General features: G+C 72.8%; 24 protein-coding genes. 9 read left to right on the forward strand and 15 right to left on the reverse strand.

Annotated elements, in window-relative coordinates; genetic code table 11:
• Positions 1–3 precede the first annotated feature (3 nt).
• A complete protein-coding gene (locus AB0M30_RS21225; RefSeq protein ID WP_364585941.1) occupies positions 4–1473 on the reverse strand; it encodes an amino acid permease in 1470 nt (489 codons plus the stop codon).
• Between the two features lie 193 nt (positions 1474–1666).
• Between AB0M30_RS21225 and AB0M30_RS21230 the strand changes: the two genes are divergently transcribed.
• Positions 1667–2314 carry a helix-turn-helix domain-containing protein gene (locus AB0M30_RS21230; protein WP_364585943.1) on the forward strand — a complete coding sequence of 216 codons (648 nt, stop codon included), beginning with the start codon at positions 1667–1669 and terminating at the stop codon, positions 2312–2314.
• Positions 2315–2424: 110 nt separating this feature from the next.
• Here the strand turns inward: AB0M30_RS21230 and AB0M30_RS21235 are convergent, their stop codons facing one another.
• From AB0M30_RS21235 to AB0M30_RS21245, 3 genes are all read right to left on the reverse strand, one after another.
• Entirely contained in the window at positions 2425–3648 is a 1224-nt protein-coding gene (locus AB0M30_RS21235; protein WP_103339485.1) for a ribonuclease D, read from the reverse strand.
• A gap of 98 nt (positions 3649–3746) precedes the next feature.
• Entirely contained in the window at positions 3747–4463 is a 717-nt protein-coding gene (locus AB0M30_RS21240) for a response regulator transcription factor (RefSeq protein ID WP_033261886.1), read from the reverse strand.
• Positions 4464–5185: 722 nt separating this feature from the next.
• Positions 5186–5749, reverse strand: a complete 564-nt coding sequence (locus AB0M30_RS21245; RefSeq protein ID WP_360180637.1) for a DUF3000 domain-containing protein — start codon at positions 5747–5749, stop codon at positions 5186–5188.
• Positions 5750–5837: 88 nt separating this feature from the next.
• On the opposite strand from AB0M30_RS21245, the gene hemE reads away from it, so the two are divergent.
• Genes hemE through AB0M30_RS21265 form a run of 4 tightly spaced genes read left to right on the forward strand, consistent with a single transcriptional unit; the run spans position 5838 to position 10409 of the window.
• Entirely contained in the window at positions 5838–6908 is a 1071-nt protein-coding gene (gene hemE / locus AB0M30_RS21250; RefSeq protein ID WP_364585945.1) for a uroporphyrinogen decarboxylase, read from the forward strand.
• The gene (hemG, locus tag AB0M30_RS21255; protein ID WP_364585947.1) at positions 6905–8305 is read left to right on the forward strand and encodes a protoporphyrinogen oxidase; all 1401 of its coding nucleotides are present in this window, start codon (positions 6905–6907) and stop codon (positions 8303–8305) included. Before hemE ends, hemG begins: the two co-directional genes overlap by 4 nt.
• 56 nt (positions 8306–8361) lie before the next feature.
• Entirely contained in the window at positions 8362–9054 is a 693-nt protein-coding gene (hemQ, locus tag AB0M30_RS21260; protein WP_364585949.1) for a hydrogen peroxide-dependent heme synthase, read from the forward strand.
• Positions 9055–9071: 17 nt separating this feature from the next.
• Positions 9072–10409 carry a CoA transferase gene (locus AB0M30_RS21265; protein ID WP_364586019.1) on the forward strand — a complete coding sequence of 446 codons (1338 nt, stop codon included), beginning with the start codon at positions 9072–9074 and terminating at the stop codon, positions 10407–10409.
• Between the two features lie 10 nt (positions 10410–10419).
• Here the strand turns inward: AB0M30_RS21265 and AB0M30_RS21270 are convergent, their stop codons facing one another.
• The 9 genes from AB0M30_RS21270 to AB0M30_RS21310 all read right to left on the reverse strand — a co-directional run bounded on the left by AB0M30_RS21270 (position 10420) and on the right by AB0M30_RS21310 (position 17961).
• Complete coding sequence (locus tag AB0M30_RS21270; RefSeq protein WP_364586021.1) at positions 10420–11535, reverse strand: pentapeptide repeat-containing protein; 1116 nt, start codon at positions 11533–11535, stop codon at positions 10420–10422.
• A gap of 67 nt (positions 11536–11602) precedes the next feature.
• Positions 11603–11941 (reverse strand): hypothetical protein, encoded by a 339-nt coding sequence (locus AB0M30_RS21275; RefSeq protein WP_364585951.1) that lies wholly within the window; start codon positions 11939–11941, stop codon positions 11603–11605.
• A complete protein-coding gene (locus tag AB0M30_RS21280; protein WP_364585953.1) occupies positions 11938–12738 on the reverse strand; it encodes a DUF692 domain-containing protein in 801 nt (266 codons plus the stop codon). Before AB0M30_RS21280 ends, AB0M30_RS21275 begins: the two co-directional genes overlap by 4 nt.
• Positions 12731–13645 carry a TIGR04222 domain-containing membrane protein gene (locus tag AB0M30_RS21285; RefSeq protein WP_364585955.1) on the reverse strand — a complete coding sequence of 305 codons (915 nt, stop codon included), beginning with the start codon at positions 13643–13645 and terminating at the stop codon, positions 12731–12733. The genes AB0M30_RS21280 and AB0M30_RS21285 overlap by 8 nt, the downstream gene beginning before the upstream one ends.
• A 66-nt stretch (positions 13646–13711) precedes the next feature.
• Positions 13712–14620: a TIGR04222 domain-containing membrane protein gene (locus tag AB0M30_RS21290; RefSeq protein ID WP_364585957.1), complete on the reverse strand. Its 909-nt coding sequence runs from the start codon at positions 14618–14620 to the stop codon at positions 13712–13714.
• 90 nt (positions 14621–14710) lie between these two features.
• Positions 14711–15133 (reverse strand): peptide-methionine (R)-S-oxide reductase MsrB, encoded by a 423-nt coding sequence (gene msrB, locus AB0M30_RS21295; protein WP_103339475.1) that lies wholly within the window; start codon positions 15131–15133, stop codon positions 14711–14713.
• Positions 15134–15152: 19 nt separating this feature from the next.
• Entirely contained in the window at positions 15153–15458 is a 306-nt protein-coding gene (locus AB0M30_RS21300) for a hypothetical protein (protein ID WP_199191365.1), read from the reverse strand.
• Between the two features lie 53 nt (positions 15459–15511).
• A complete protein-coding gene (locus tag AB0M30_RS21305; RefSeq protein ID WP_364586023.1) occupies positions 15512–17179 on the reverse strand; it encodes a protein kinase in 1668 nt (555 codons plus the stop codon).
• 119 nt (positions 17180–17298) lie between these two features.
• Positions 17299–17961, reverse strand: a complete 663-nt coding sequence (locus AB0M30_RS21310; RefSeq protein ID WP_364585959.1) for a TVP38/TMEM64 family protein — start codon at positions 17959–17961, stop codon at positions 17299–17301.
• Between the two features lie 45 nt (positions 17962–18006).
• Between AB0M30_RS21310 and AB0M30_RS21315 the strand changes: the two genes are divergently transcribed.
• The 4 genes from AB0M30_RS21315 to AB0M30_RS21330 all read left to right on the forward strand — a co-directional run bounded on the left by AB0M30_RS21315 (position 18007) and on the right by AB0M30_RS21330 (position 21057).
• Positions 18007–19023: a DNA polymerase domain-containing protein gene (locus AB0M30_RS21315; protein ID WP_364585961.1), complete on the forward strand. Its 1017-nt coding sequence runs from the start codon at positions 18007–18009 to the stop codon at positions 19021–19023.
• A gap of 255 nt (positions 19024–19278) precedes the next feature.
• A complete protein-coding gene (locus tag AB0M30_RS21320; RefSeq protein ID WP_103339470.1) occupies positions 19279–19671 on the forward strand; it encodes a DUF6221 family protein in 393 nt (130 codons plus the stop codon).
• A 36-nt stretch (positions 19672–19707) separates the two neighbouring features.
• Entirely contained in the window at positions 19708–20703 is a 996-nt protein-coding gene (locus tag AB0M30_RS21325; protein ID WP_364585963.1) for an LLM class flavin-dependent oxidoreductase, read from the forward strand.
• A gap of 135 nt (positions 20704–20838) precedes the next feature.
• Complete coding sequence (locus AB0M30_RS21330; protein ID WP_364585965.1) at positions 20839–21057, forward strand: S1 RNA-binding domain-containing protein; 219 nt, start codon at positions 20839–20841, stop codon at positions 21055–21057.
• A 30-nt stretch (positions 21058–21087) separates the two neighbouring features.
• Here AB0M30_RS21330 and AB0M30_RS21335 read toward each other — a convergent pair whose 3' ends face one another.
• Complete coding sequence (locus tag AB0M30_RS21335; protein ID WP_364585967.1) at positions 21088–21672, reverse strand: maleylpyruvate isomerase N-terminal domain-containing protein; 585 nt, start codon at positions 21670–21672, stop codon at positions 21088–21090.
• A 19-nt stretch (positions 21673–21691) separates the two neighbouring features.
• Positions 21692–23245 carry a helix-turn-helix domain-containing protein gene (locus AB0M30_RS21340; protein WP_364585969.1) on the reverse strand — a complete coding sequence of 518 codons (1554 nt, stop codon included), beginning with the start codon at positions 23243–23245 and terminating at the stop codon, positions 21692–21694.
• Positions 23246–23351 lie beyond the last annotated feature (106 nt).

Raw genomic sequence — 23351 nt, forward strand, 5'->3', positions numbered from 1 at the left:
CTCTCAGGTCGCGGGTTCGAGGGCGGGAGCGGGGCGCAGCCGCAGCCAGCAGAGCCAGCCGATCACCAGTGCGCCGCCGACGAACTCTATCGGGAACAAGAGCATCCAGGGGGAGCCCGAACCGGCGAGATCGTAGATCTCCGCACGCGGCCAGCCGATGTTCACGATCATGCCGATTCCGTACAGCACGGCTGCTCCGTTCAGCGGAACACCCCAGCGGCCCAGGGAGAACCGGCCCGGCTCGGCCGGGAACCGCCCGCGCAGCCGGTGCACCAGCAGCGGCCCGGTCACCAGCAGGTAGGCCAGGTAAACGACCACCACGGACGTCCCGGTGATCGTGCTGAACAGCGTCGGGTTGCCGACGTTGAGCAGCAGCAGCCCGATGGCGAGCGCGCCCGACAGCAGCGCGGGCGCGACCGGTGTCCCGGTGCGCGGGCTGACCCCGGCGAGACGGGCGGACGCGGGGAGCGCGCCGTCGCGGGCCATCGCGTAGATCAGCCGGACGGTGCCGGTCTGGATGGTCAGGGTGCAGACGACGACGGCGATGGCGACGTCGGCGAGGAAGACCCGCCCGAGGGTGTCGCCGAAGACGGCGGTGATCACGTACGGCAGGCCGTGCCCGGCGAGCTGCCCGTCGGTGAGGCTCGGCGCGGCCATCAGCGCGGTGACGACCACCGCGAGGCCGCCGATGCCGGAGACGAGCACGGCGCGCAGCACCGCCCGCGGAGCCGCCTTTCGTGCGTCCTTCGTCTCTTCCGCGACCGAAGCGGCGGTGTCGAAGCCGTAGAGGACGTACGCGGCCATGAGTGCGGAAGCGAGCACGCCGCCGATCCCGGCGCTGGTGCCGGGGGCGTCGTGCAACACCACCTGCGGGCCGCGGACGGCGAACAGCGCCAGCCCGGCGATGAGGACGAGGACACCGAGGAGCTCGGCCGCGACGCCGACGTCGTTGATCCGCGCCATCAGCCGGACCCCGCCGGTGTTGACCGCGGTGGTGAAGACGAGCAGCGCGGTGCCGAGCAGCACGGCGTTGGCCGCGCCGGACGGCGACGTCACCGACGGATCGCCGCCGACGAACTGGAAGCCGTCCCACACCGACGGCAGCACGACCTGCAGCGCGATCGCGGCGGCCGCGAGGGCGACGATGCAGCCGAGCAGCATCATCCAGCCGGCGAGCCAGCCGAGGAAGCCTTTGCTGAGCTGTTTCGCCCACTGGTACACGGATCCGGCGAGCGGGTAGCGGGCGGCGAGCTCGGCGAAGACCAGCGCGACGAGCAGCTGGCCGGCCAGGACGACCGGCCACGTCCAGAAGAAGAGCGGGCCGCCGAAGGTGTAGCCGAAGCCGAAGAGCTGGAAGACGGTGGTGAGGATGGAGACGAAGGAGAAACCGGCGGCGAAGGCGGAGAACCCGCCCAGCGACCGGCGAAGCTCTTGGCGGTAACCGAAGGCGGCGAGTTCGTCGGGTGGGGTCATGCGGGCTCCTTGTTTCGATCGCTTGACAGAAATTAAGTCCCGGCCGCGACGCGATGATCTCCGCCGTGTTAGAGACCGGTTAACGCCCGGACCGACACGGCGTCAATGACGACATCCGGGCGTAACCGCGCCTCCGTGCGCGTGTCGCGGGCGCGGACCTGGCAAGATCACGTGCGTGGGCAAAGGGTCGGGAGTGGGCAGGCCGCGGGCGAGCGGAGCGGCGGCGAGCCGCCCGGACGCGCGCCAGGCGGTGCTCGACGCGGCGGGCGAGTTGTTCACCGAAGCCGGGTACGCGGCCACGACGACCAGAGCGATCGCCGAACGCGCGGGCTTGCGCCAGGCGTCGCTCTACTACCACTTCCCGGCGAAGGAAGACATCCTCGCGGCGCTGCTGGCCGAGACGGTCCGTCCGTCACTGGCCCTGGCGGCCCGCCTCGTCGCGGGCGCGGCCCCGGCGGCGGTCCGGTTGTGGGCGCTGGCGTACGCGGACATCGGCCTGCTGGGCGGAGCCCGGCACAACCTGGGCGCGTTGTACCTGCTGCCCGAGGTCGGTTCGCCCAACCTGGCCCGCTTCCGCATCGAGCGAGCGGCACTGAAGGCGGCGTACGGCCGGCTGGTGGCGGCTTCGGGCGTGGCCCCGTCGGCCGTCGCGATCCGGACGGACCTGGTGTTCGGGCTGGTGGAGAGCATCGCGGTGATCCGCCGCGACGACCCGGCGCTGGACGTCGAGGCCCACGTCCGGGAAGGCGCCGACGGCGTCGTCCGGCTGGTGGGGCTGCCCGAGCCGTCGGACGCCCTGCGAGCCGAGGCTCACGCCCTGCTGGCCGCGCTCACCGACTGACAGGACCCAAGCGCCCCAATGTGGCCTTGGTTGCGTTGAACGCACCCAAGGCGGCCTTCGGTGCGTTGAACGCACCGAAGGCCACTATTGGGGCGCTTGAGAGCCGAGGGTCAGGAAGCGGTGGTTTGCAGGGCTTTGCTGAGCACCGCCGCCGTCAGCTCGACCTGCCACGGCCGGGCGCCGCCCGCGCGCAGGACCTCCGCCACCGAGTCCTCGTCCGTTTCCGCCGGGGGGCGCCAGCACGTGCGGCGGACCAGGTCCGGCAGCAGCAGGTTCTCCACCGGGAGCCGGCGGTCCTCCGCGATGGCCGTCAGGGCCGCGCGGGCGGCCGACAAGCGGGCCGCCGCGTCCGGGTCCTTGTCCGCCCAGCGGTTCACCGGGGGCGGGCCGTCCGTCGGCTGGGACGGCGACGGCAGCTCGGAAGCGGGGAGCGCCTTGGCCGCCTGCAGGTGACGCAGCCAGCTCGCCGTGTACTTGCGCTGGACGCGGCCGCTGAACACCGGCAGCGCCTGCAGCTCTTCGACCGTCTTCGGGTCGGCCGTGACGGCGTTGACGATCGCGCTGTCCGGCAGGATCCGGCTCGGTGCGCGGTCGCGTTTGCGGGCCAGCTCGTCGCGCGCCTGCCACAGTTCGCGGACCGCCGCGAGGCCGCGCGGGCTGCGGATCTTGTGCACGCCGGACGTCCGGCGCCACGGCTCGGCCCGCGGGGGCGGCGGCGGGGCCGTCCGCACGAATTCGAACTCTTGCCGCGCCCACTCCAGCTTGCCCTGGGCGCCCAGCTCCGCTTCCAGCTTTTCGCGCAGCTGGACGAGCAGCTCGACGTCGAGGGCGGCGTAGTTCAGCCAGTCGACCGGCAGCGGCCGCTTCGACCAGTCGGCCGCGCTGTGGCCCTTCTCGAGGGTGTACCCCAGGAGCAGCTCGACGAGCGTCCCCAGCGCGACGCGTTCGTAGCCCGCCAGCCGGCCGGCCAGCTCGGTGTCGAACAGCGCCGCCGGGTGCAGGCCCAGCTCGGCGAGGCAGGGGAGGTCCTGGGAAGCGGCGTGCAGCACCCACTCCAGGGAATTCAGGACTTCGCGCAGCGGGGCGAGTTCGCCGTCCAGTGCGATCGGGTCGATCAGCACCGTGCCGGAACCTTCGCGGCGCAGCTGCACGAGGTAGGCCTTGGGGAAGTACCGGTAGCCGGACGCCCGTTCGGTGTCGACGGCGACCGCGCCGGTGCCCGCGGCGAGCTTGGCGCAGGCTTCGGCCAGCTCGGCGGCGTCGGTGATGACCGGGGGTGTGCCCTCGGCTGGTTCGCGTAGCAGCACAGGGCCGCCCGTGGACTCGATCTCCATCCCGGTGTCCTCGGCCTCAGTGCTTCCCATGGTTGACGACCCTACGGGACGGGCGTACCGCGCCTGGTCCGCCCGCCCCGCAGGGTGGTGTGCTTTCGTCAGCGGATGACGCCGGCTCGCATGGCCAGTGCCACCATCTGTGCCCGGTCGCCCGTGCCGAGCTTGCGCCCGATCCGGGAGAGGTGGGACTTGACGGTGAGGGCGGAGAGCGAAAGCTCCTCGCCGATCTCCTTGTTGGACTGTCCGTCGGCGACCAGCTGGAGCACCTCCACCTCACGAGCGGACAGCTCGCGCGGGGTGTTGTCGGTGCCCGCGACGCGGGTCCCGGTGGCGAGCACCGGAGCCACGCTCGGGTCGGCGTAGACGCCGCCTTCGAGCACGCGCCGCACGCCATCGGTCACGACGACCGGTGACGCGGACTTCAGCAGGTACGCCTGGGCCCCGGCCTGGAAGGCCGAGCGGACCGCGTACGGGTCGTCCGAGGATGCGAGTACGACCACGCGCGGCCAGCCGTGGCTACGGAGTTCCGTAACCAGCTCGATGCCGCTGCCGTCCGGCAGTCCGAGATCGAGGATCGCCAGGTCACAAGGCCCAGTGGCCTGTGCTCGCGCCCTCGCCTCGGCCACCGTGGCGGCTTCGTGGACGGTTCCCGCACCCATCTGTGCGAGTCTTGCTGCGATTGCCTCCCTCAACAGCGGGTGGTCATCGACCACCAGTACCGAAAAAAGCTCTTCCCGCGGGTGCGGAACCATGCTCGCCGGCAACGCGCCGGCTGGCGTGGATCGGACGGCCTGAGAAATGCCGACGGTAGCCACGTCACTACCTCCCTGGAGTCGGTCGTGCCCCCCGACCGGCACCGGGACCTTCGGCCGTTCAGCCGCGCCAGCTTTAGACCGAAAGTGGTGTCGTCGAAGGCACTGTAGCCGTCCTGAGGCCGTTGCGGGGGGATCGAATGGGTATCTATCTCAAACGAACAGTCACTCAGTGGGTTCGTAGTAACACGATCGGGCTAGTACACGGCCGGTTGCTAACGGATAGCCCAGTGAGCACGATGCTAAGGAGTTACCGGCGGCCAAATGGCCGTGCAGATGAGGCGTGCAGCTGCCGGTGCGCCTAGTGACGAGGGTCCGGATGGGCGCCCGCGGCGCCCTGAATGTGGCTCCGGCCGGGGCTTGATCAACTCGGCTGTGCGGCCCTCGGCGTACCTGCCGACGTCCGGAACTGTGACTGTCCGTGTCCGTTGCGGGGTGATCGTGACCGCCGCGCCCGCGTTTTGATCTTGTTGCGGTGCGTGACCGCGAGGAGTCACGAACGAGGAGACGTGAAACGGCCTCAGAGCTGGTGGCGACCCTGAGGGGTCCCCCGATGGTCATCCGCGGTTCCCGGGCCGCGAGGCGGCAGCTCGGCGCCCAGGCGGCGGGTGAACAGTGTTCAGCGGACGTGAATTTTGCTCACATCCGTACAAAGGGTGGTCCCGCGACGGCCCGCGGTGGGCCGCCGTTGCCGATTCGTTGCCGAAGATCGCCCGGACGCCGGGTCAGGAGCCCTGGCGCTGCCCGAAGAGGGTCACCCCGACCGGCGGCAGGCCCACGACGCTCGCCATCACCTGGCAGAAGGCCTGCCCGTGCGGCAGCAGGTCCGGGTCCGCCGGCGTCCACGACGCCCGCAGTTCCAGGTCGTCGGTGCGGGCGGGGCCGGAGAGGTCGCCGAAGCGGGCCGACGACGTCTCCGTCACCGTGCCGCCCAGTGCCTTCCAGCTCGCGCCGGACACCTCCAGCGCGTCGGTCAGCCAGGACCAGCCGACCGCCGGGAGGAACGGGTCCGTCGCCAGCTCCCGGTCCAGCTCCGCACGCACGTACATGACGAGGCGCAGCACGCCCTCCCAGCCGTCCTGGCCGTCCGGGTCGTGCAGCAGGACCAGCCGTCCCGAGGCCAGCACGTCGGCGGGCCCGGACACTTCACAGCTGACCGCGTACGACCACGGCGCGAGCCGCTGCGGCGCGCGCATCGGCTCCAGCAGCACCTCCGGGCGGGGCCGGACGGACTGCAGCGCCGCGACTGCTTCGCGGAAGAGTTCGGGCACTGGCGTCATCGCGGTCACGCACCGACTTTAGGGCGGGCACGCCCTGTTGCGGGCGCAGGCGCGCCGAGAGAACGGCCCGCCCGGGCTCGTGGCACGATTGACCGCGATGTCTCAGACCACGCCCCTGCCGCGCCACGCCGCCCCGTCCGGTCGCCGCGAGCTGCCCGAAGCCCCGTTCCTGGCCGCCGCGCGCGGCGAACGCCCGGCCCGCACGCCCGTCTGGTTCATGCGCCAGGCCGGCCGCTCGCTGCCCGAGTACCGCGCGCTGCGCGAGGGCGTGCCGATGCTCGACGCCTGTTTCGACCCGGAAATGCTCGCCGAGATCACGCTGCAGCCCGTCCGCCGTCACGGCGTCGACGCGGCCATCCTCTTCAGCGACATCGTGGTGCCGCTGAAGGCGGCCGGGGTCGACATCGACATCGTGCCCGGCACCGGCCCGGTGGCCGCCGCGCCGGTGCGCGACCTCGCCGCCGTGAAGGCGCTGCCGGAGCTCGAGCCCGAGCAGGTCTCGAAGGTCGCCGACGGCGTCCGGCTGCTCGTCGAGCGGCTCGGCGGGACCCCGCTGATCGGGTTCGCCGGCGCGCCGTTCACGCTGGCCAGCTACCTCATCGAGGGCGGCCCGAGTCGCAACCACGAGCACACCAAGGCGCTGATGCACACCTCGCCCGAGGTGTGGCACGAGCTGGCCGGGCGGCTGGCCGACATCGCCCTGACCTTCCTGCGTGCCCAGCTCGACGCCGGCGTCGACGCGGTCCAGCTGTTCGACTCCTGGGCCGGCGCGCTGTCCGAGCGGGACTACCGCGAGTTCGTCCTGCCGCACTCGGCCAAGGTCCTCGCGGGTGTCGCGGAGTACGGCGTGCCGCGGATCCACTTCGGCGTCGGCACCGGCGAGCTCCTGGCCGCGATGCGCGACGCGGGCGCCGACGTCGTCGGCGTCGACTGGCGGATCCCGCTCGACGAAGCCGTGCGGCGCCTGGGCGGGCGGGCGATCGTCCAGGGCAACCTCGACCCGGCGCTGCTGCACGCTTCCTGGCCGGTGCTGGCGGCCGAGGTCCGGCGGATCGTCGAAGAGGGCAAAGCGGCCGACGGCCACATCTTCAACCTGGGCCACGGCGTGCTGCCGGGCGTCGATCCCGACGTGCTGACCCGCGTGGCCGGGCTGGTGCACGAGCTGTGAAGCGCGTCGCGGTCGTCGGGGGTGGCGTTTCCGGGCTGACCGCGGCGTACCGCCTGCGGCGGCTGCTCGGACCCGAAGCCGAGATCACCGTCTTCGAGAAGACGACGGCGCCGGGCGGGAAGCTGCGCACCGCCGAGCTGGCCGGCGTGCCCTACGACGTCGGCGCCGAGGCCTTCCTCGTGCGCCGCCCGGAAATGCTCGCGCTGGTCCGCGAGCTCGGGCTCGACGTCGTCCACCCGACGAAGGCCCGGGCGAAGATCCACGCGGGCGGCGCCGTCACCGGGCTGCCGCCCGGCACGGTCATGGGCGTCCCCGCAGCCGCGGAGTCGGTGGCCGGGGTGCTGTCCGAGGCGGGCCGGCAGGCGGTCGAGGCCGAGCCGTCGCTGCCCGAGCTGCGGCTCCCGGGCGGGGACGTGCCGCTGGGGCCGCTGCTGCGCGAGCGGTACGGCGACGAACTGGTGGACCGGCTGGTCGACCCGCTGCTCGGCGGCGTCTACGCGGGCGGCGCCGACGGCCTCGGCCTGCGCGCCACCATGCCCGGCCTGGCCGCCGCGCTGGCGGCCGGCGCGGGCTCGCTGACCGCGGCGGCCGCCGCCCAGCTGCCGGCGAACCCGTCGGCGGCGCCGGTGTTCGGCACCGTCCCGGGCGGCCTCGGCACGGTGATCGACCGGCTCACCACCGCCTCCGGCGCCGAGCTGCGGACCGGCCTGCCGGTGTGCGAAATCGCGCGGCACGGCTCCGGCTGGCGGTTACGCATCGGCGCCGCGCCGACCGCACACGCCCCCGCGGACAACGTCGCGGAGGCCGACGCGGTGGTGCTCGCGGTGCCCGCGCCGTCGGCCCGCCGCCTGCTCACCGACGTTGTCCCGGCGGCTTCGGCGGCCTTCGGCGAGGTCGAACTGGCGTCGATGGCCGTGGTCGCGCTGGCGCTGCCGCCCGGCACCGCGCTGCCCGAGGCGTCGGGGATCCTGATCGGCCAGGGCGAGCGGGACGGTTCGGGCGTGCCGTACGCGTCGAAGGCGTTCACGTTTTCCTCCCGGAAGTGGGCCCACTACGGCACCGGGCCGGTCCTGGTCCGCGGCTCGGTCGGGCGGTTCGGCGAGCCGGGCGCGCTGCAGTTCGACGACGTCGAGCTGGTCCGCGTGGTCCGCGACGACCTCGCCCGGCTGACCGGCGTGACGGCGGCGCCGGTCGAGACGCTGGTGACGCGGTGGGGCGGCGGGCTGCCGCAGTACGGTCCCGGGCACCTCGAGCGGGTCGAGCGGATCGAGAAGGCCGTCGCGGAGGTGCCGGGCCTGGCGATCGCCGGCGCGACCCTGCACGGGGTCGGGTTGCCGGCGTGCGTGGCCACCGCGGAGGCGGCGGCACAGCGGATCGCGGCCCACCTTTCCTCGTGAGTGCGGTCACCCCACCCGTGGCGGCGGGCGCGGCGCCGCGGTGACAGGATGGACCCATGGCGCGGGTCAACTACAACGAGCTCAACGACACCATCCGCTACACCACCTGGTCGGTCTTCCGGATCGAGCCGGGCCGGCTGGGTGAGGACCGCGGGACCGCCGGCCGCGAGACCGCGGAGTACCTGGACGGGCTCGAGGCCAAGGGCGTCGTCGTCCGCGGCGTGTACGACCTCTCCGCGCTGCGCGCCGACGCCGACTTCATGATCTGGTGGCACGCCGAGGAGATCGAGCAGGTCCAGGCCGCCTACGCCGGCTTCCGCCGGACGCCGCTGGGCCGCGCGTCGATGCCGGTCTGGAGCCAGACCGCGCTGCACCGGCCCGCCGAATTCAACAAGAGCCACATCCCGGCGTTCCTGGCCGGCGAAGAGGCCCGCAAGTTCATCTGCGTCTACCCGTTCGTGCGGTCCTACGAGTGGTACCTGCTCCCGGACGCCGACCGCCGCAAGATGCTCGCCGACCACGGCAAGGAAGCCCGCGACTACCCGGACGTGCGCGCGAACACCGTCGCGTCGTTCGCGCTGGGCGACTACGAGTGGATCCTCGCCTTCGAGGCCGACGAGCTGCACCGGATCGTCGACCTCATGCGCCACCTGCGCGGCACCGAGGCGCGGCTGCACGTGCGCGAAGAGATCCCGTTCTACACCGGCACCCGCGTGCCGCCCGCCGAGCTCGTCGCGGCTCTGCCGTAGTGCGGCTCGAGACGACAGTGCGGGACATCGTCGAGGGTGTCTGGAACGCCCTTACCGGATCTTCGCCGGGACCTTTCGAACTGACCGGCACCGAAGACGTGCTGCCGGGCCCGTACCGGGTGGCGGCGGCCGCCACGGCTTCGGTGGCCGCGGCGACGCTGGCGGCGACCGAAATGCTGAAGCTGCGCGAAATCGAGCCCGGCGTGGTCACGGCGGACACGCGGCACGCGGCGGCGGCGTTCGGGAGCGAGCGGCTGCTGCGCGTGGAGGGCGTCGGCGCGGAGCCCGCCTGGGCGCCCCTGTCGGGCGACTACCGCACGGCCGACGGCTGGGTGCGCCTGCACGGCAACTACCCGCGGCACGAATCGGCGGTGTGCTGGGGGCTCGGTGTCCCCGGAGCGCGCGAGGCCGTCGAAAAGGCGGTCGCCGGACGTCCGGCGCGCGAGGTGGAGCACGCCGTCGTGTCGGCCGGGGGAGCGGCGGCCGAGCTGCGGTCGCCGGAGGACTGGGCCGTCCACCCGCAGGGCGAGGCGGTGGCTTCGCTGCCACTGGTGTCGCTGACGCCACTGGGCCCGGCCCCGAAACGGACGCTGTTCTACTCGGACCGGCCGCTGGGCGGGATCCGGGTGCTGGAGCTGACGCACGTGCTCGCCGGGCCGGTCGCCGGGCGGATCCTGGCCGCGCACGGCGCCGACGTCCTGCACGTCGGAGCCGCCCACCTGCCGCGGGTCGAGGCCCTGGTGCGGGACACGAACCAGGGCAAGCGATCGACGTTCGTCGCACTGGACACCGAGGGCGGCCGCGCCCGGTTGAAGAAGCTGATCAGCCGGGCCGACGTGCTGGTCCAGTCGTTCCGCCCGGGCGCTCTCGAACGCATCGGGTTCGGGCCCGCGGAGCTGGCCGAGCTGCGGCCGGGCTTGGTGGTCGCGGACCTGAGCGCGTACGGCTGGGAGGGCCCCTGGGCCCGGCGCCGCGGGTTCGACAGCCTGATCCAGATGTCGAGCGGCTTGGCCTGGGGCGACCCGCCGTCACCCCTGCCGGTCCAGGCCCTGGACCACGCGACGGGCTGGCTCACGGCAGCGGCGGTGATGACGGCGTTGCACCGCCAGGTGGTGGAAGGTGGCACGTGGCGCGCGCGGCTGTCGCTGGCGGGCACGGGGCGGTGGCTGGATTCGCTGGGCCGCAAGGATGCTGCGGCGGTGGACGTCGACTACGGCGATTTGCTGGAGGAAGTCGACAGCGGGTACGGGCGGATGACGCGGGTCCGGATGGCCGGCGGGTTGCCGGGCGCGGAGCCGCACTGGGAGTTCGGGACGCGGGAGCCGGGAGTCGACAAACCGACCTGGACGCCCTGACGCCAACCGGCTATTCCGTCGCCGATTGCGTGTTCGCCCCAGGACCGCCGAGGCTCCGGCCGGCGAGCGGGCCAGGAACGCCGTGGGCGAACTCCGCCTCGCCGAAGAGGAAGTCCAGCCCGAACGTCACGTTGTCGAACAAGGCGTGGCCAGCGAAGATCACTCCGCCGAACACGCTGAACTGACCGAAGGCGGCGCCGGTGAAGGCGGCATATCCGTCGAAGATCGTCTCCTCGAACACGACGGCGCCGCTGAAATCGGCGTTGTCGAAGCGGGCGTCCCCGGCGAACCTGGTCCTGCTGAACCAGGCTTCCGCGTCGAACCTCGTGCCCGCGAAGTCCGCGCGTCCCTCGAAGGTGGTTCCACCGAAGCGGGCGGTCCTGACCTGAGCCTCGCTCAGGTCGAAGTCGATGAGCCTGGCCCGGGCGAGGTCGAGGTCGATGCCGGGCCAGAACGTGTCGAGCGGGTGGTCGTCGTCTTCGCCGGGCCGGAGGTGGTGAGCGAGAATGTGCTGAGCGGTCAGCCGGACTTCGCGTTCCTGCCATGCTTCGGCGGTGGTTGCACTGCTGGGCGAGGGCACCGTGACTGACATCCGGGCACGGAGCGGAAGGTCGCCGGACGGCGCGGGCCGCGGCGCACGGCGTGCCCCGAGCCGGCGCGACCCCGTGAGCGGCACCGCCGGGAGATATGGATTGCGAAGGTAGGCGCAGATGACGTTGACGACGGTCTGGCGCTGGGCGGGGTTGTCCTGGGCAACCCGTTCGAGCGCGTAGAGGCCTCCGTGCCGGATGGCAGACTTGTCGGACCCCAGCTGCTCGACGGCCTTGAGGTACAGCTCGGTCAGGCGCCGTTCGGTGGAGTCGCGTTCAGTGGCCCACTGCCGCCGTCCCGCGAGCACCAAGGCGACGATGCCACCGGTGCCGGCGCCCACGGTGAGCCCGGTTTTGATCAGCTCGATCTGGTTCTGCGGGCTTCCCGAGCTGACGGACATCAACAGCACAGTGACGGCCGACGCTGCGATCGCCGCGACCGGAACCACGATCACGGCGATCGCCCACCACCACGTCCCCGCGCGCCGGTGCCAGACTCGTGCCAGAACCGCCCGGCCTTGCTTCATCTGCTCCATGTCGACCAAGTCGCCTGGCTGCCTGCCGTCGCTACCGGACCGGGCGAGCACCCTGTGCCGGGACCGATCAGCGGCGCCGAAGGCGGTCCACCAGCCGCCGCCGGGGCTTGGGCAGGTGACCACCCTCGATCAGCCACGTCACGAACTCGTCGGCATACGCCCCCGAGCGCTCAGCCGCCTTCTTCGGCCGTTCCGCGGTGAACCGCGCGAACAGCGGCTCGTACCGCTCACCCAGCGCCTCCGTCAGCTCGGGCCGCTGATACGCCAGCACCCGCCCGTGCTTCCGGCGCAAAACCGCCGCCTCCACCTTCAGCCGGGCCGGGTCGAAGCCCGCCGGGGGCGGGCCGTCGGCCAGCAACGCCTGCAGCAGCTCCGCCTGCCGCCGGGCCAACTCCGCGCGGCTCACCCCGTCACCGCCGTCCGCAGGGCCGACAGCTCCGCCGCCAGCTCGTGGTCGGCCGGGTAGTCGTCGTCGCGCTCCAGCAGGACTCCCGGCGGGTCCGTCCGGCGGCGGAGCTCCGTCAGCAACGCCAGCACCTCCGGCAGCACCGGGTGCGCGTGCGTGTCGTGGTACACACCGTCGCGCTCGATGCCGCCCGCCATGTGGACGTACGCGAGCCGCTCCCAGGGGATTCCGTCCAGGAACGCCACCGGGTCCGTGCCGATGTTGCGGGCGTTGGCGTAGAGGTTCGCGACGTCGATGATCAGCCGGCAGCCCGTCCGGTCGGTCAGCTCGGTGAGGAACTGCTCCTCGGTCAGCTCGGCGTCCGGCCAGTCGAGCACCGCGGCGATGTTCTCCAGCGCCATCGGCACGTCCACGATGGACTGGGCCAGCCGGACGTTCGCCACCAGCACGTCCAGCGCCTCGCGCGTGCGGGGGAGCGGCATCAGGTGCCCCGAATCGAGCCCGCCCGCGCGCACGAAGCACACGTGGTCGCTGACCAGCGGCGCGTCCAGCGCCCGCGCGACCTCCGCGAGGTGCTGGACGCGGCCGGTGTCCAGCGGCTCGGCGCCGCCGAGGGACAGCGAGACGGCGTGCGGCAGCACCGGCAGGCCCCGCTTGCGCAGCGCCACGAGCGTCTCCGGCAGGTGGTCGGCGTGCAGGTTCTCGGCGACGACCTCGACCCAGTCCACGCCCGGCAGCCGCGCGATGGACAGGTCGAGCTCGTGCCGCCAGCCGATCCCGATGCCCAGCTCACCCACCGCAGCCCCCTCCGCCGCACGACGAACCGCACGAAGACCCGCTGCTGCACGACGAGCTCGAGCACGACGACCCGCTGCTGCAGGACGACCCGCCGGACGAGCCACCGCCCCCGGCCGACGTCATCGGCGGGGTCAGCGCCGCGCTCAGCTCCTCGTCCGGGTACATCGCCCAGCCGCCCAGCGCGACCGCGGCCGCCGCCCCGCCGAGCAGGACGCCGCCGGCCAGCATGCCGGCCGGGACCGGGCCGCTCGCCGCGGCGCGGGCCTGGCCGAGCAGGCGGTGCCCCGCCGCCGACGGCTGCCGGGCGCCCGCCTTCGACCGGCGGACCGCCGCCACGATCGCCAGCACCGCCGCGACGAGGACCAGGAACACCAGGATCCCGACCGGCCGGCCGAGGGAAATGCCGGTGACCAGCCGCGCCACGCCGAACGCCAGCACCGCCAGCTGGAGGAGCAGCCCGAACGTCCGCGCCTGCCGCTTGGCGGCCGCCGACGCCAGCAGCCCGCGCTGGTCGAGACCCTCCTCCAAAGCCCGCATCGCCGCGGAAACGCGGACCTTCGCCCGGATGATCGCGGTCGTCTTCAGTTTCGCGACGTCGAAGACGGCCCGCTCCAGCGGTTCCACCGGCCGCGTGCCGGTTTTGCTGACCTGCTTGTAGCTGTTGACGCGCAGCTGCCCGCGCTCGACCAGGGCCGCGATCGCCGCGTCGACGGCCCGGTCGGGGCCGCCGGCGAGGAAGGCCAGCTGGTAGACGCTCGGCGGCGGCCCGGGCGCGACGGCGTCCGCCCGCATCGCCCGGCTGCTCACGATCCCGGACACGACGACCCTGATCAGCAGGACCGCCCCGAGCAACGCGATGTAGAGGACCACGAAATCCGGTCCGGAGATGCCCCACGGGTCGGTCATCGCCCGTCTCCCCTCAGTGTGTCGCGGTTACCGTAGCTGTGAGACGCACGCGCTCGCGTCGGCGTTTCAACCACCACAGCCCCCGCCTCCGCCACCCCCGCAGCCGCCGCCCCCGCCGCCGCACGAGCTGCCGCCACCGCCGCAGGAGCTGCCGCCGTAGTAGCCGACGGCCACGCCGCCACCCCCGCTCGCCCAGCGGCCGCGCGGACGGCGCGCGGCGCGTGCCGTGGACTGCTGGGTGGCGCGGCTGACGGCCAGCCGGACGTCCTTCTCCGGGTGGCTGCCGAAGCCGTCGGCCGCGACGGCCCCGGCCGGACCCGTGACGAGCGTCCGCGCGCGGCGCGCCTCTTCCGCGGCCGCCCGGCCGGCGAAGGTGGCCTTGACCTGCGGTTTGTTCGCGGCGCGGACCGTGGCCACCACGGCCGCGACGATGTTCAGGGCGAGCAGGGCCAGCAGGAAGCCGACGGGGTGCCCGGTCGAAGAGCCCGCGATCAGCCGGACGACGCCGAGGACGAACAGCGCCCAGTTCGCCACGGCGACGAGCAGCCGGGTCCGGTGCAGTTTCCGGACGTCGGTGAGCAGGCCGCGGGCGATCAGCCCGGTCTCCAGGTCCGCCACGGACGGATGGCGCGCCACCTCGGCCCGCACCCGGTCGACGGAGCTGCCGGTCTTGCCGATCCGCTCGAGCGCGGCCCGGCCCAGGTCGTCGGCGGCCGAACCCCGGACGCGGTGCACGCGTCCGGTGCCGTCGAGCCGGATCAGCTGCCGTTCGAGCAGCCCGGCGACGACCCATTCGCCGACGCGCTCCCGGCCGCCGGTCAGCAGCGCCAGTTCTTCGGCCTTGTCCGGTGCCCCGCCGGTGCGTCCCCGCAACAGCAGCGCGGCGCGCACCAGCGCGACCAGCGCCACCAGGAACAGCGCCCCCAGGTAGAGCCCCGCGAACACCGGTCCGGGAATACCCCAGGTGTCGGTCATGAGTCCGCCCTCCCTCGTCCGTGTGCGGAGACTACGTCCGAGGAAGGGCGGCGGGTTGCTCGCTTAAGGAGGATTTAGGACGACGGGTTCTTAGGGCTCGGTGACCAGTTTCAGCGAGATCGAGTTGATGCAGTAGCGCTGGTCGGTCGGGGTCGGGTAGCCCTCGCCCTCGAAGACGTGCCCGAGGTGGCTGTGGCAGGAGCCGCAGAGCACCTCGATCCGCTTCATGCCCATGGCGCGGTCCTCGCGCAGCAGCACGGCGTCGGAGTCGGCCGGGTCGTAGAACGACGGCCAGCCGCAGTGGCTCTCGAACTTCGTGTCGCTGCGGAACAGCTCGGCACCGCACGCGCGGCACTCGTAGACGCCGGTGGCCTTGGTGTCGGTGTACTCACCGGTGAACGGCCGTTCGGTCCCCGCCTGGCGGAGCACGGCGAACTCGTCGGGGCTGAGCTGCGCCCGCCATTCCTGCTCGGACTTCACGACGCGAGGGGTCGCGCCGACAACGGGTTTCATACCTTTCACCCGATCCACGTTACGCCGCGAGCCAGGCGAGGGCGTGCACCACGATGTCCCATGCGGCCACGATCACGCCGAGCACGATCAGGATCACGATGAGCGCCGACACCCAGTAGCGCAGGCCGCCGAGCCGGTTGCTGGAGTCGGCGAAGTCGGCGACGCCGTCGAGCGCGGCCTCGATGGTGTAGTTCGGGCCGCAGCGTTCGATGCGGTCGAGGTGCTCGGCGAACGCGCGCGCCTCCGGGTCGTACGGGTCCAGGCCGACCAGGTCCTCGTGGAAGCGAGGATTCGGGCCCGGCAGCGAAGCTCCGTCGTCGGCCATGCCACCACGGTAGGCCATCCGGGCCCGTCAGCCCACCGGACGCGCGTTACGTCTCAGTTGCCCGAGCCGGGACCGGCGTCGGCGTTCGCCTTGGTCTGGGCGTCGAGGAGCAGCTGCCCGCCGGAGTTCACGATCCGGAACGACCGGGACTCTTCGTGGTCGGGGAAGACCACCGTGGCGGTGATGGTGACCGAGCCGTCGTCGTTGTACGCGCCGCTCGCCCGCTTGGCGCCGACCGACTTGAACTTGCTCCAGTACTCGGTGAAGGCATCCTGGCTGCCGTAGACCTGCTGGGCCGCCAGCGTGAGCATGCCCCAGGAGGCCGCGGTCCCGCTCGGGAAGTCGTAGAACGCGATGACCCGCAGGCCGGCCGGGGTGAATTCGATCCTGCCCGAGGTCGGCGTCTTGCCCAGGTCCGCGGAGGCGTTCGAGTTGCTCGGGCTGTTGGTCTTGGGCGTGCTGTGGCCCGTCGTCGGCTGGTTGCCCGGCGACTGGGCCGCCTGGTTGCCGCCCGAACCGCCGTTGCCGGAGTTCAGGACCAGGAACACGATCACCGCGACCACGACGACCGCCGCGCCGGCGCCGGCGAACAAGGCGTACTTGCGCTTGTTGTCCGGTTTCGCGGTGCCCGACGAGTACTGGGGGGCCCTGGCCGACGGCGCGGCCGCGGGCATCGGTCTGGGCGGGGTGTTCGGCGGGGCGGCCGGGGACCGCATCGGCATGAACGCCGCGGTCGGGCGCGGCGGGTTCGACGGTGCCTTGTTCGCGGGCACGGGCGTGCCGACCGGCGGGGACGACGGTGCCTTGTTGGCCGTCCGCTGCCACGGCGGCCGCTCGTCGTCGCCCGACGCGGGGGCGGCGGGCTTGCGGCCTGAGCCGCCGGAGAGCAGCGGCGGGGACGCCGTCATGCCGCCGGGCTCGGTGCGGGCCAGCGCGGCCAGCCGCTCGCGGGCCTCGGCCATGCTCGGCCGCTCGGCGGGCTCGCTGCGCAGCAGGCTCATCAGCAGCGCGGTGGCCCCGCCCGCCTGCACCGGCGGGTTGATCTGGCCGTTCGCCGCCGCGTAGAGCAGCGCGAGCTGGTTGGTCGTGTTGCCGTACGGCGTGGTGCCCTCGATCGCCTGGTAGAGGGTCGCGCCGAGGGCGAAGACGTCGGAGCTGGGCACCGGGTCGGCGCCGCGGGCCAGCTCGGGTGCCAGGTACGCGGGCGTGCCGCCGATCAGGCCGGTCGCCGTCAGCGTCATGTCGCCGGCCGCGCGGGAGATGCCGAAGTCGGTGATCTTCGCGGTGCCGGTCTCGTCGATGAGGATGTTGCCCGGCTTGACGTCACGGTGCACGATCCCGGCGCGGTGGGCGGCCACCAGGGCGGACGCGACCTGCTCGCCGATCCGGGCGACCCGGCCGAGCGGCAGGGTGCCCTCCTCGGAGAGGATCGTGGAGAGGCTGGGCCCGTTCAGGTACTCCATGACCAGGCACGGGTCGCCGTTGTGCTCGGCGATGTCGAACACGACGATGGCGTTCGGGTGCTGGAACCGGGCCGCGTTCTTCGCCTCGCGCATCGCGCGCTGGCGCATGTTGTCGCGTTCGGTCTCGGAGACACCCGGCTGCGGGAGGATCTGCTTGATCGCGACGGTGCGTTCGAGGCGCACGTCGGTCGCGCGCCACACGACACCCATGGCACCGCTACCAATGTGTTCGACGAGGCGGTAGTGCCCCGCGATCAGCTGACCGGTGTCGATGGCGACTGCTCCTGACGAAATTCCCGGTGGTGGTGGCCCTGCTCAGCGCGGTACCGCTTCGCGCACCCGATCGAGTGTAGCGGTCGGCAGCGCGGGAGTTCGCGTCAGCCAGCCGGTCCGGCGAGCTGCGGTTCGGCCGGTGCCCGCTTCTTGAACACCTTGACCAGCCCGATCGCTCCGGCCAGCGCGAACAAGCCGTAACAGGCGAGCAGCGCGGGCGGCGTGTCGCCGGTCAGGGCGTCGCCGAGGACGACCACGGCGACCGTGCCGGGCACGCTCCCGAGCAGCGTACCGGCCAGGTACGGGCCGAGCCGCACCGAGGACACCCCGCAGAGGTAGCTGAAGGGCGCGAACGGCACCACCGGGATCAGCCGCAGCGACGTGATGGCGAGGACGCCGCCGCCGGAAAGGCGGTCGTTCACCGTCCGCACCGCGGACCGGTGCAGGTGGCGGGTGACCAGGTCGCGGCCGAGCGAGCGGGCCAGGCCGAACGAGAGGCCGGCGGCGATGGTGGTGGCGACCAGGCCGATCGCGATCCCGGCCGCGGTGCCGACGAGCAGGCCGGCGGCGAGGTTGAACACCGTCCGCGGGACGGGCGCCACGGTGAGCAGCGAGTACGCGACGAGCAGCACGAGCGGGGTGGCAGGGCCGGTGGTGGCGGCCCAGGCCCGCAGCTCGGCCGGACCGGGGATCGGCAGCAGCACCGCGGCCGCCGCGAAGACGGCGAGCACGGCGAGCGCGACGATCAGCTTGGTGCGGCCGGACACCCGTTCGAGCCTACCGGGCCGCCGGGCACGGGCTAGCGTGGCCGCATGCCCAAGAACGGTGATCCGGTCGAGTACGAGGTGGACGGGCGCACGGTCCGCGTCACGAGCCCGGACAAGGTGTACTTCCCCCAGCGCGGCATCACGAAGCGGCAGGTCGTGGAGCACTACATCACGGTCGGCGCGCCGCTGCTGCGCGCGATCGGCGAGCGCCCGACGACGCTGAAGCGCTACGTCGACGGCGTCGAGGGCGACTGGTTCTACGCCAAGCGCGTGCCGAAGGGCGCGCCCGAGTGGGTCTCGACCGCCGAGATCACGTTCCCGTCCGGCCGCAAGGCGGCCGAGGTGTGCCCGACCGAGCCCGCGGTCTTCGCGTGGGCGGCCAACCTGGGCACGTTCGACTTCCACCCCTGGCCGGTCCGCCGCCCGGACACCGACCACCCGGACGAGCTCCGGATCGACGTCGACCCGCCGGACCGGGCGGGCTTCGCGGACGCGGTCGAGGTGGCCATGGTGGTCCGCGAAGTCCTGGCGGACGCGGGCCTGACGGGCTGGCCGAAGACCTCGGGCGGCCGCGGGGTGCACGTGCTGGTCCGCATCCGCCCGGAGTGGGACTTCGTGGCGGTCCGGCACGCGGTGATCGCGCTGGGCCGCGAGGTCGCCCGCCGGATCCCCGAGAAGGCGACGATCAGCTGGTGGAAGGAGGAGCGGGAGGGCCGGGTCTTCCTCGACTACAACCAGGCGGCCCGCGACCGCACGGTGGCCTCGGCCTGGTCGGTCCGCGGCACCCCGCGCGCCACGGTGTCGACGCCGCTGACGTGGGACCTGCTGGGCGAGGTCGACGCGGACGACTTCGACGTCCTGACGATCCCGGCGTTCCTGGAAAAGCACGGAGACCTGCACGCCCCGATGGACGACGTGTCGTTCGGGCTGGAGACGGCGCTGGAGTGGTACGAGCGGGATGAGCGGGACCACGGGCTGGGGGAAATGCCGTATCCGCCGGACTACCCGAAGATGCCGGGGGAGCCGAAGCGGGTCCAGCCGAGCAAAGCCCGCAACGACTGACCCTTCCCGGCTTGCGGCAGTGCCCGTGTAACCGGAACCACAGCGTCGACGGAAATGCTTGGCACGCTGAGCCGAATGTCCCAGCAGGTGATGCGGCGAGTGATCGCGCAAGCGCCCGCTGTCGCCTTTCGGGTCACAAATGTTGCACGGCCGATCTCCGTGTCACGATCTTGGTCTCCGACGGCGTAACGTGCGGTCCCGGATCGGCGACTCCCCGGGACCCTCGGGGGGCGGGTCCGAGGAAGGAGGCCGTTCGTGGACGACCTGATCGCTTTCCTCGCGGCGCGCGTGGGCGCGCGGCAGGCGTTGATCATGCAGGCCGTCAACAAGGCGAAGGCCGGCGAGGTGATGAACCGCGGCGAGACGAAGGTCGCCGTGGAGCAGAAGATCCGCGGGCTCACCGACCTCGAGCTCGACGTGGTCAACCAGATGATCAACGAGATCGAGGCGACCCGGCGGATCCTGCTCGCCCATCGCACGACGGTGTCGGAGAAGGTCCCCGGTTTTCCGCTCTACGGCAGCGAATACTGGTGTGAGACCTGCCACGTGCCCGCCGACGAGGCCGGCTCCAACTGGTGCGTCACGCTGCGCCTGCTGGCCCTGCCCTACGCCGACCACCCGGAGTACAGCGAGCGCTGGCGGCCCTGACGGGAATCCCGTCGCCCGCCCGGCGTTGCACCCTGCGTGACGCTGTTCTCCGTGCTCGACCGTTCGCCCGTGCGGCGGGACCGCGGGCCCGCGCAGGCGCTGCGGGACACCGTCGCCTTCGCGGCCGGCGTCGAACGGCTGGGCTACCACCGGTTCTGGGTGTCCGAGCACCACGGCGTGCCGGGCGTCGCCGGGTCCGCGCCGACCGTGCTGGCCGCCGCCGTCGCCGGGGCGACCTCGCGCATCCGCGTCGGCACCGGTGGCGTGATGCTGCCGAACCACCGGCCGCTGGTCGTGGCGGAGCAGTTCGGCGTCCTGGAAGCGCTTCACCCGGGCCGGATCGACATGGGCCTCGGCCGGTCCGTCGGCTTCACCGGCGGCGTCCGATCGGCGCTGGGGCACGGCAAAGAGGATGCCGGCGACTTCGGCGCCCAGGTCCGTGAGCTGCTCGGGTTCTTCACCGGGGACCACGCTTACCCCGGCGTCCACGCCTACCCGGCCGAGGGGCTGCGCGTGCCGCCGTTCCTGCTGGCCACCGGGTCCGGCGCGGACCTCGCCGCGGAACTCGGGCTGCCGCTGGTGATCGCCCCGGTGCGCGGCGAACGTGCGCTGGCCGAAGCCGTGTCTCGGTACCGGGACGGGTTTCAGCCGTCCGAGTGGGCGCTGGAGCCGTACGTGGTGGTGTCGACGGCCATCGCGGTGGCGGACTCGGCGGCCGACGCCCGGCGCCTGCTCGTCTCGGAAGCCTGGGCGACGGTGTATTCGCGCTCCCACGGCGTCTTCCCGCCCCTGGACCCGCCGGGTGAGATCCTCGCGGCGCCGATGACCGACCGCGAGCGCCGGCGGCTCGAGGAGACTTTGGACGGTCAGATTTCGGGCACGCCGGACGAGGTGGCGGACCGGCTGGGGCGGCTAGTGGCGGTCACCGGCGCCGACGAAATCCTCGCCACGGCCGCCGCCTACGACCAATCCGCGCGGCTCGATTCTTTCGCCGCGTTGGCCCGGCTGGCCGAACTGCGCGCGCTCGCGTAAAGCTGTTTCCTGATTTGCGGATATCGCGTCGGAGAATTACGGTGCCGTATTCCGGTGGTCCGGTTTCGGGATGGCTGCCGAGTCGGCCTCGAGCCGTGAGCAGACGGGGGTAACCGGCTGTGCCGTGACCTCCGGGTGGGTTGGTGGCCCGCCGACTCCGCAGCCCACGCCGAGGGCGGTGTCCTCGACGGCGTCGTGGCCCGGGTGCTGCCGTTCGGCGCGTTCGTCGAAGTCGCGGACGGCATCCACGGCTTGCTGGTGACGGACGAGGTGCCGCAGACCGGAACGCGGCTGCCGGTCCGCATCGAGCGCATCGACGTCGAACGGCGCCGGTTCAGCCTGGTGAAGGCGTGAGGTGAGCCGGGTGAGGCAGGGCGCCCTGCCTCACCCGAGCACCAGTGGCAGCCGCGCGGCCAGGTCGCCCAGTGCCTCGCCCTCGGCGTCCGAGGGCTCGCGCCGACCCGTCCCCACCAGCAGGACGTCCTCGTCCGAGAACGACCGCGGGAACTCCGCTCCCGCGATCTTCTCCAGCATCACCCGCGTCCGCGCCAGGCCCTCGGCGGGCGGCCCGGCCGCCGAGGGCACGTTCGCCACCAGCGTCGATACGCGCGTGGCCGGGTCCGCGAGGTCCGCCGCTCGGCCCGCCGCCGATCCCACGTCGTCCAGGTGGAACTTCAGCAGCGCCGGGTCCTCGTACGCCGCCGCGAGGCGGACGATCAGCGCCGACAGCGGGTCGTCGCCGGTCGGTGGCCCGGAAGACACCGCCCAGTACGTGATCGCGTCGTGCGTCAACGCCGAGGAGGCCGGGGTGGCCAGCGTGATCAGCACGTCCTGCGCGTCGATCACCAGGTGGCAGACCAGGTCCCGGACCAGCCAGCCCAGGCAGCCTGACGGCTTCGCGAACTCCGCATCAGGAACGGAAGCGACCGCCAGGCGCAACGCCGCCCACGTGCGCGAAAAGAGATCCACGGGCGCGAAGCTAGCAGGGTCACAGCCTCAGCTGCAGCTGAGTGAGCAGGCGCTGCGCCGGGTCGTCGAAGTCGACGCCGGACACCTCGGCCGCGCGGCGGACCCGGTAGCGGACCGTGTTCGGGTGGATGTTCAGCAGCCGGGCCGCCGCGCGGACGTCGCCGAACGCGTTCAACCAGGCCAGGACCGCCGGCACGAGGATGCCGCCGTGCTCGGTGTCGTGCTCCACCAGAGTGGTCAGCCGGGGGTCGCGGATCCGCGGCTGCGCACCCAGGAAGGCCAGCACCTCCGACAGCAGCACCTCGGCGCGGACGTCGGCCAGCGAGGCGACGTCGGCGGCCCAGTGCCCGCGCGTCATCGCCGCCAGGACGCGGTCGGCGTCGCCCCGGGACGCCGCCGCCTCCGACAAGCGGGGTACGACGCCGCCGAGGGCCGCGCGGACCGGGACGTCCAGGTGCCGGCGGGCGGTGGCGGCGATTTCGCGGGCCAGCGCCAGCACCGCCGCGTCGGAGTGCTCGGGCAGGTCCGGCAGCAGCGCGTAGACGCGGCCGCCGATCACGCTCACCAGCGCGCTGCGCCGGTAGGCCGCCGTGTGGACGGCGATCAGGTGCACCAGTTCCGCGCGCCGCAGCTGCCGGTTGTCCGAGCGCTCCAGCGAAAACGCCAGGACCTGCGCCGGCCGGGCCGGATCGGCGCCGATGTCGTCCGCGACGGACTCCGCGTCCAGCCGCCCTTCCAGCAGGCTCGCCAGGAGGTCTTCGCGCAGCCGCAGTTCCGGGCTCGGCAGCGTGCGGGCCCGGATCAGCTGCGGCGCCAGGGTGCGGCTCGCCCCGAGCAGCGCCGTCTCGGCCCGTTCGGTGAGCGGCTGGGCGCCCTCCTGGACCCAGATCGTGCCGAGCGGCTGCTTGCCGGCGTGGATGCCCGCGGCGATGCGGCGGCGGATGCCCAGCTCGGGCCGCTCGTCGATCCGGACGATCCCTTCCCCGGCGCGAAGCCGCTGGTAGACGCCCCATTCGCGGAGCATCGCGAGGTAGCGCTCCGGGCCTTCGCGGCCGAGGATCGACAGCCGCCGCAGCTCGTCGACCTCGTCGCCCGCCCGCGAATACGCGAGGACGCGGTTCGCCGTGTCCTCGATGCTGACCAGGCCGCCGGTGAGCGTCGCGATGGTCTGGGCCAGGGCGAACAGGTCGCCCAGCACCTCGCCGCTGGCCGCTTCCCCGCCCGCGCGTGCCGCCTCGACGACTCCGCGAGCCAGCGATTCGACCTGCTCCCAGCGCGCCTCCGCGCCGACCGTGAGCAGCGCGACGCCCGCGTCCGCGGCGACGTCGGCTCCGGTCGCGCCCTTGACCGCCACCGCGGCCGCGCCGCCGCGCCCGGCCGCGCGGATGGCCGGGGCCGCCGCCCGGCCGCGGGCGCCGATCACCAGCACCAGGTCGCCCGGGGACGCCTCCAGCGGGTCTTCGGGGTCGAGGATCACGACGTCGGTGACGTCGACACCGAGCCCGTGCGGCGCCACGACGACCTCGACCAACGGCTCCCCGAGGGTGGCGAGCACGTGCCGCAGCGACGTCACCGGCGGGTTATCCGGTCGGCCAAGATCATACGAGCGATTTTAGCCGATCGGACAAGCCGCGGGCACGTGTCCGGAGTTACCGTTCGGGGCACTTGGACAGAAAGCA

The organism is Amycolatopsis sp. NPDC051716, assembly GCF_040681595.1.
Classification (GTDB): domain Bacteria; phylum Actinomycetota; class Actinomycetes; order Mycobacteriales; family Pseudonocardiaceae; genus Amycolatopsis.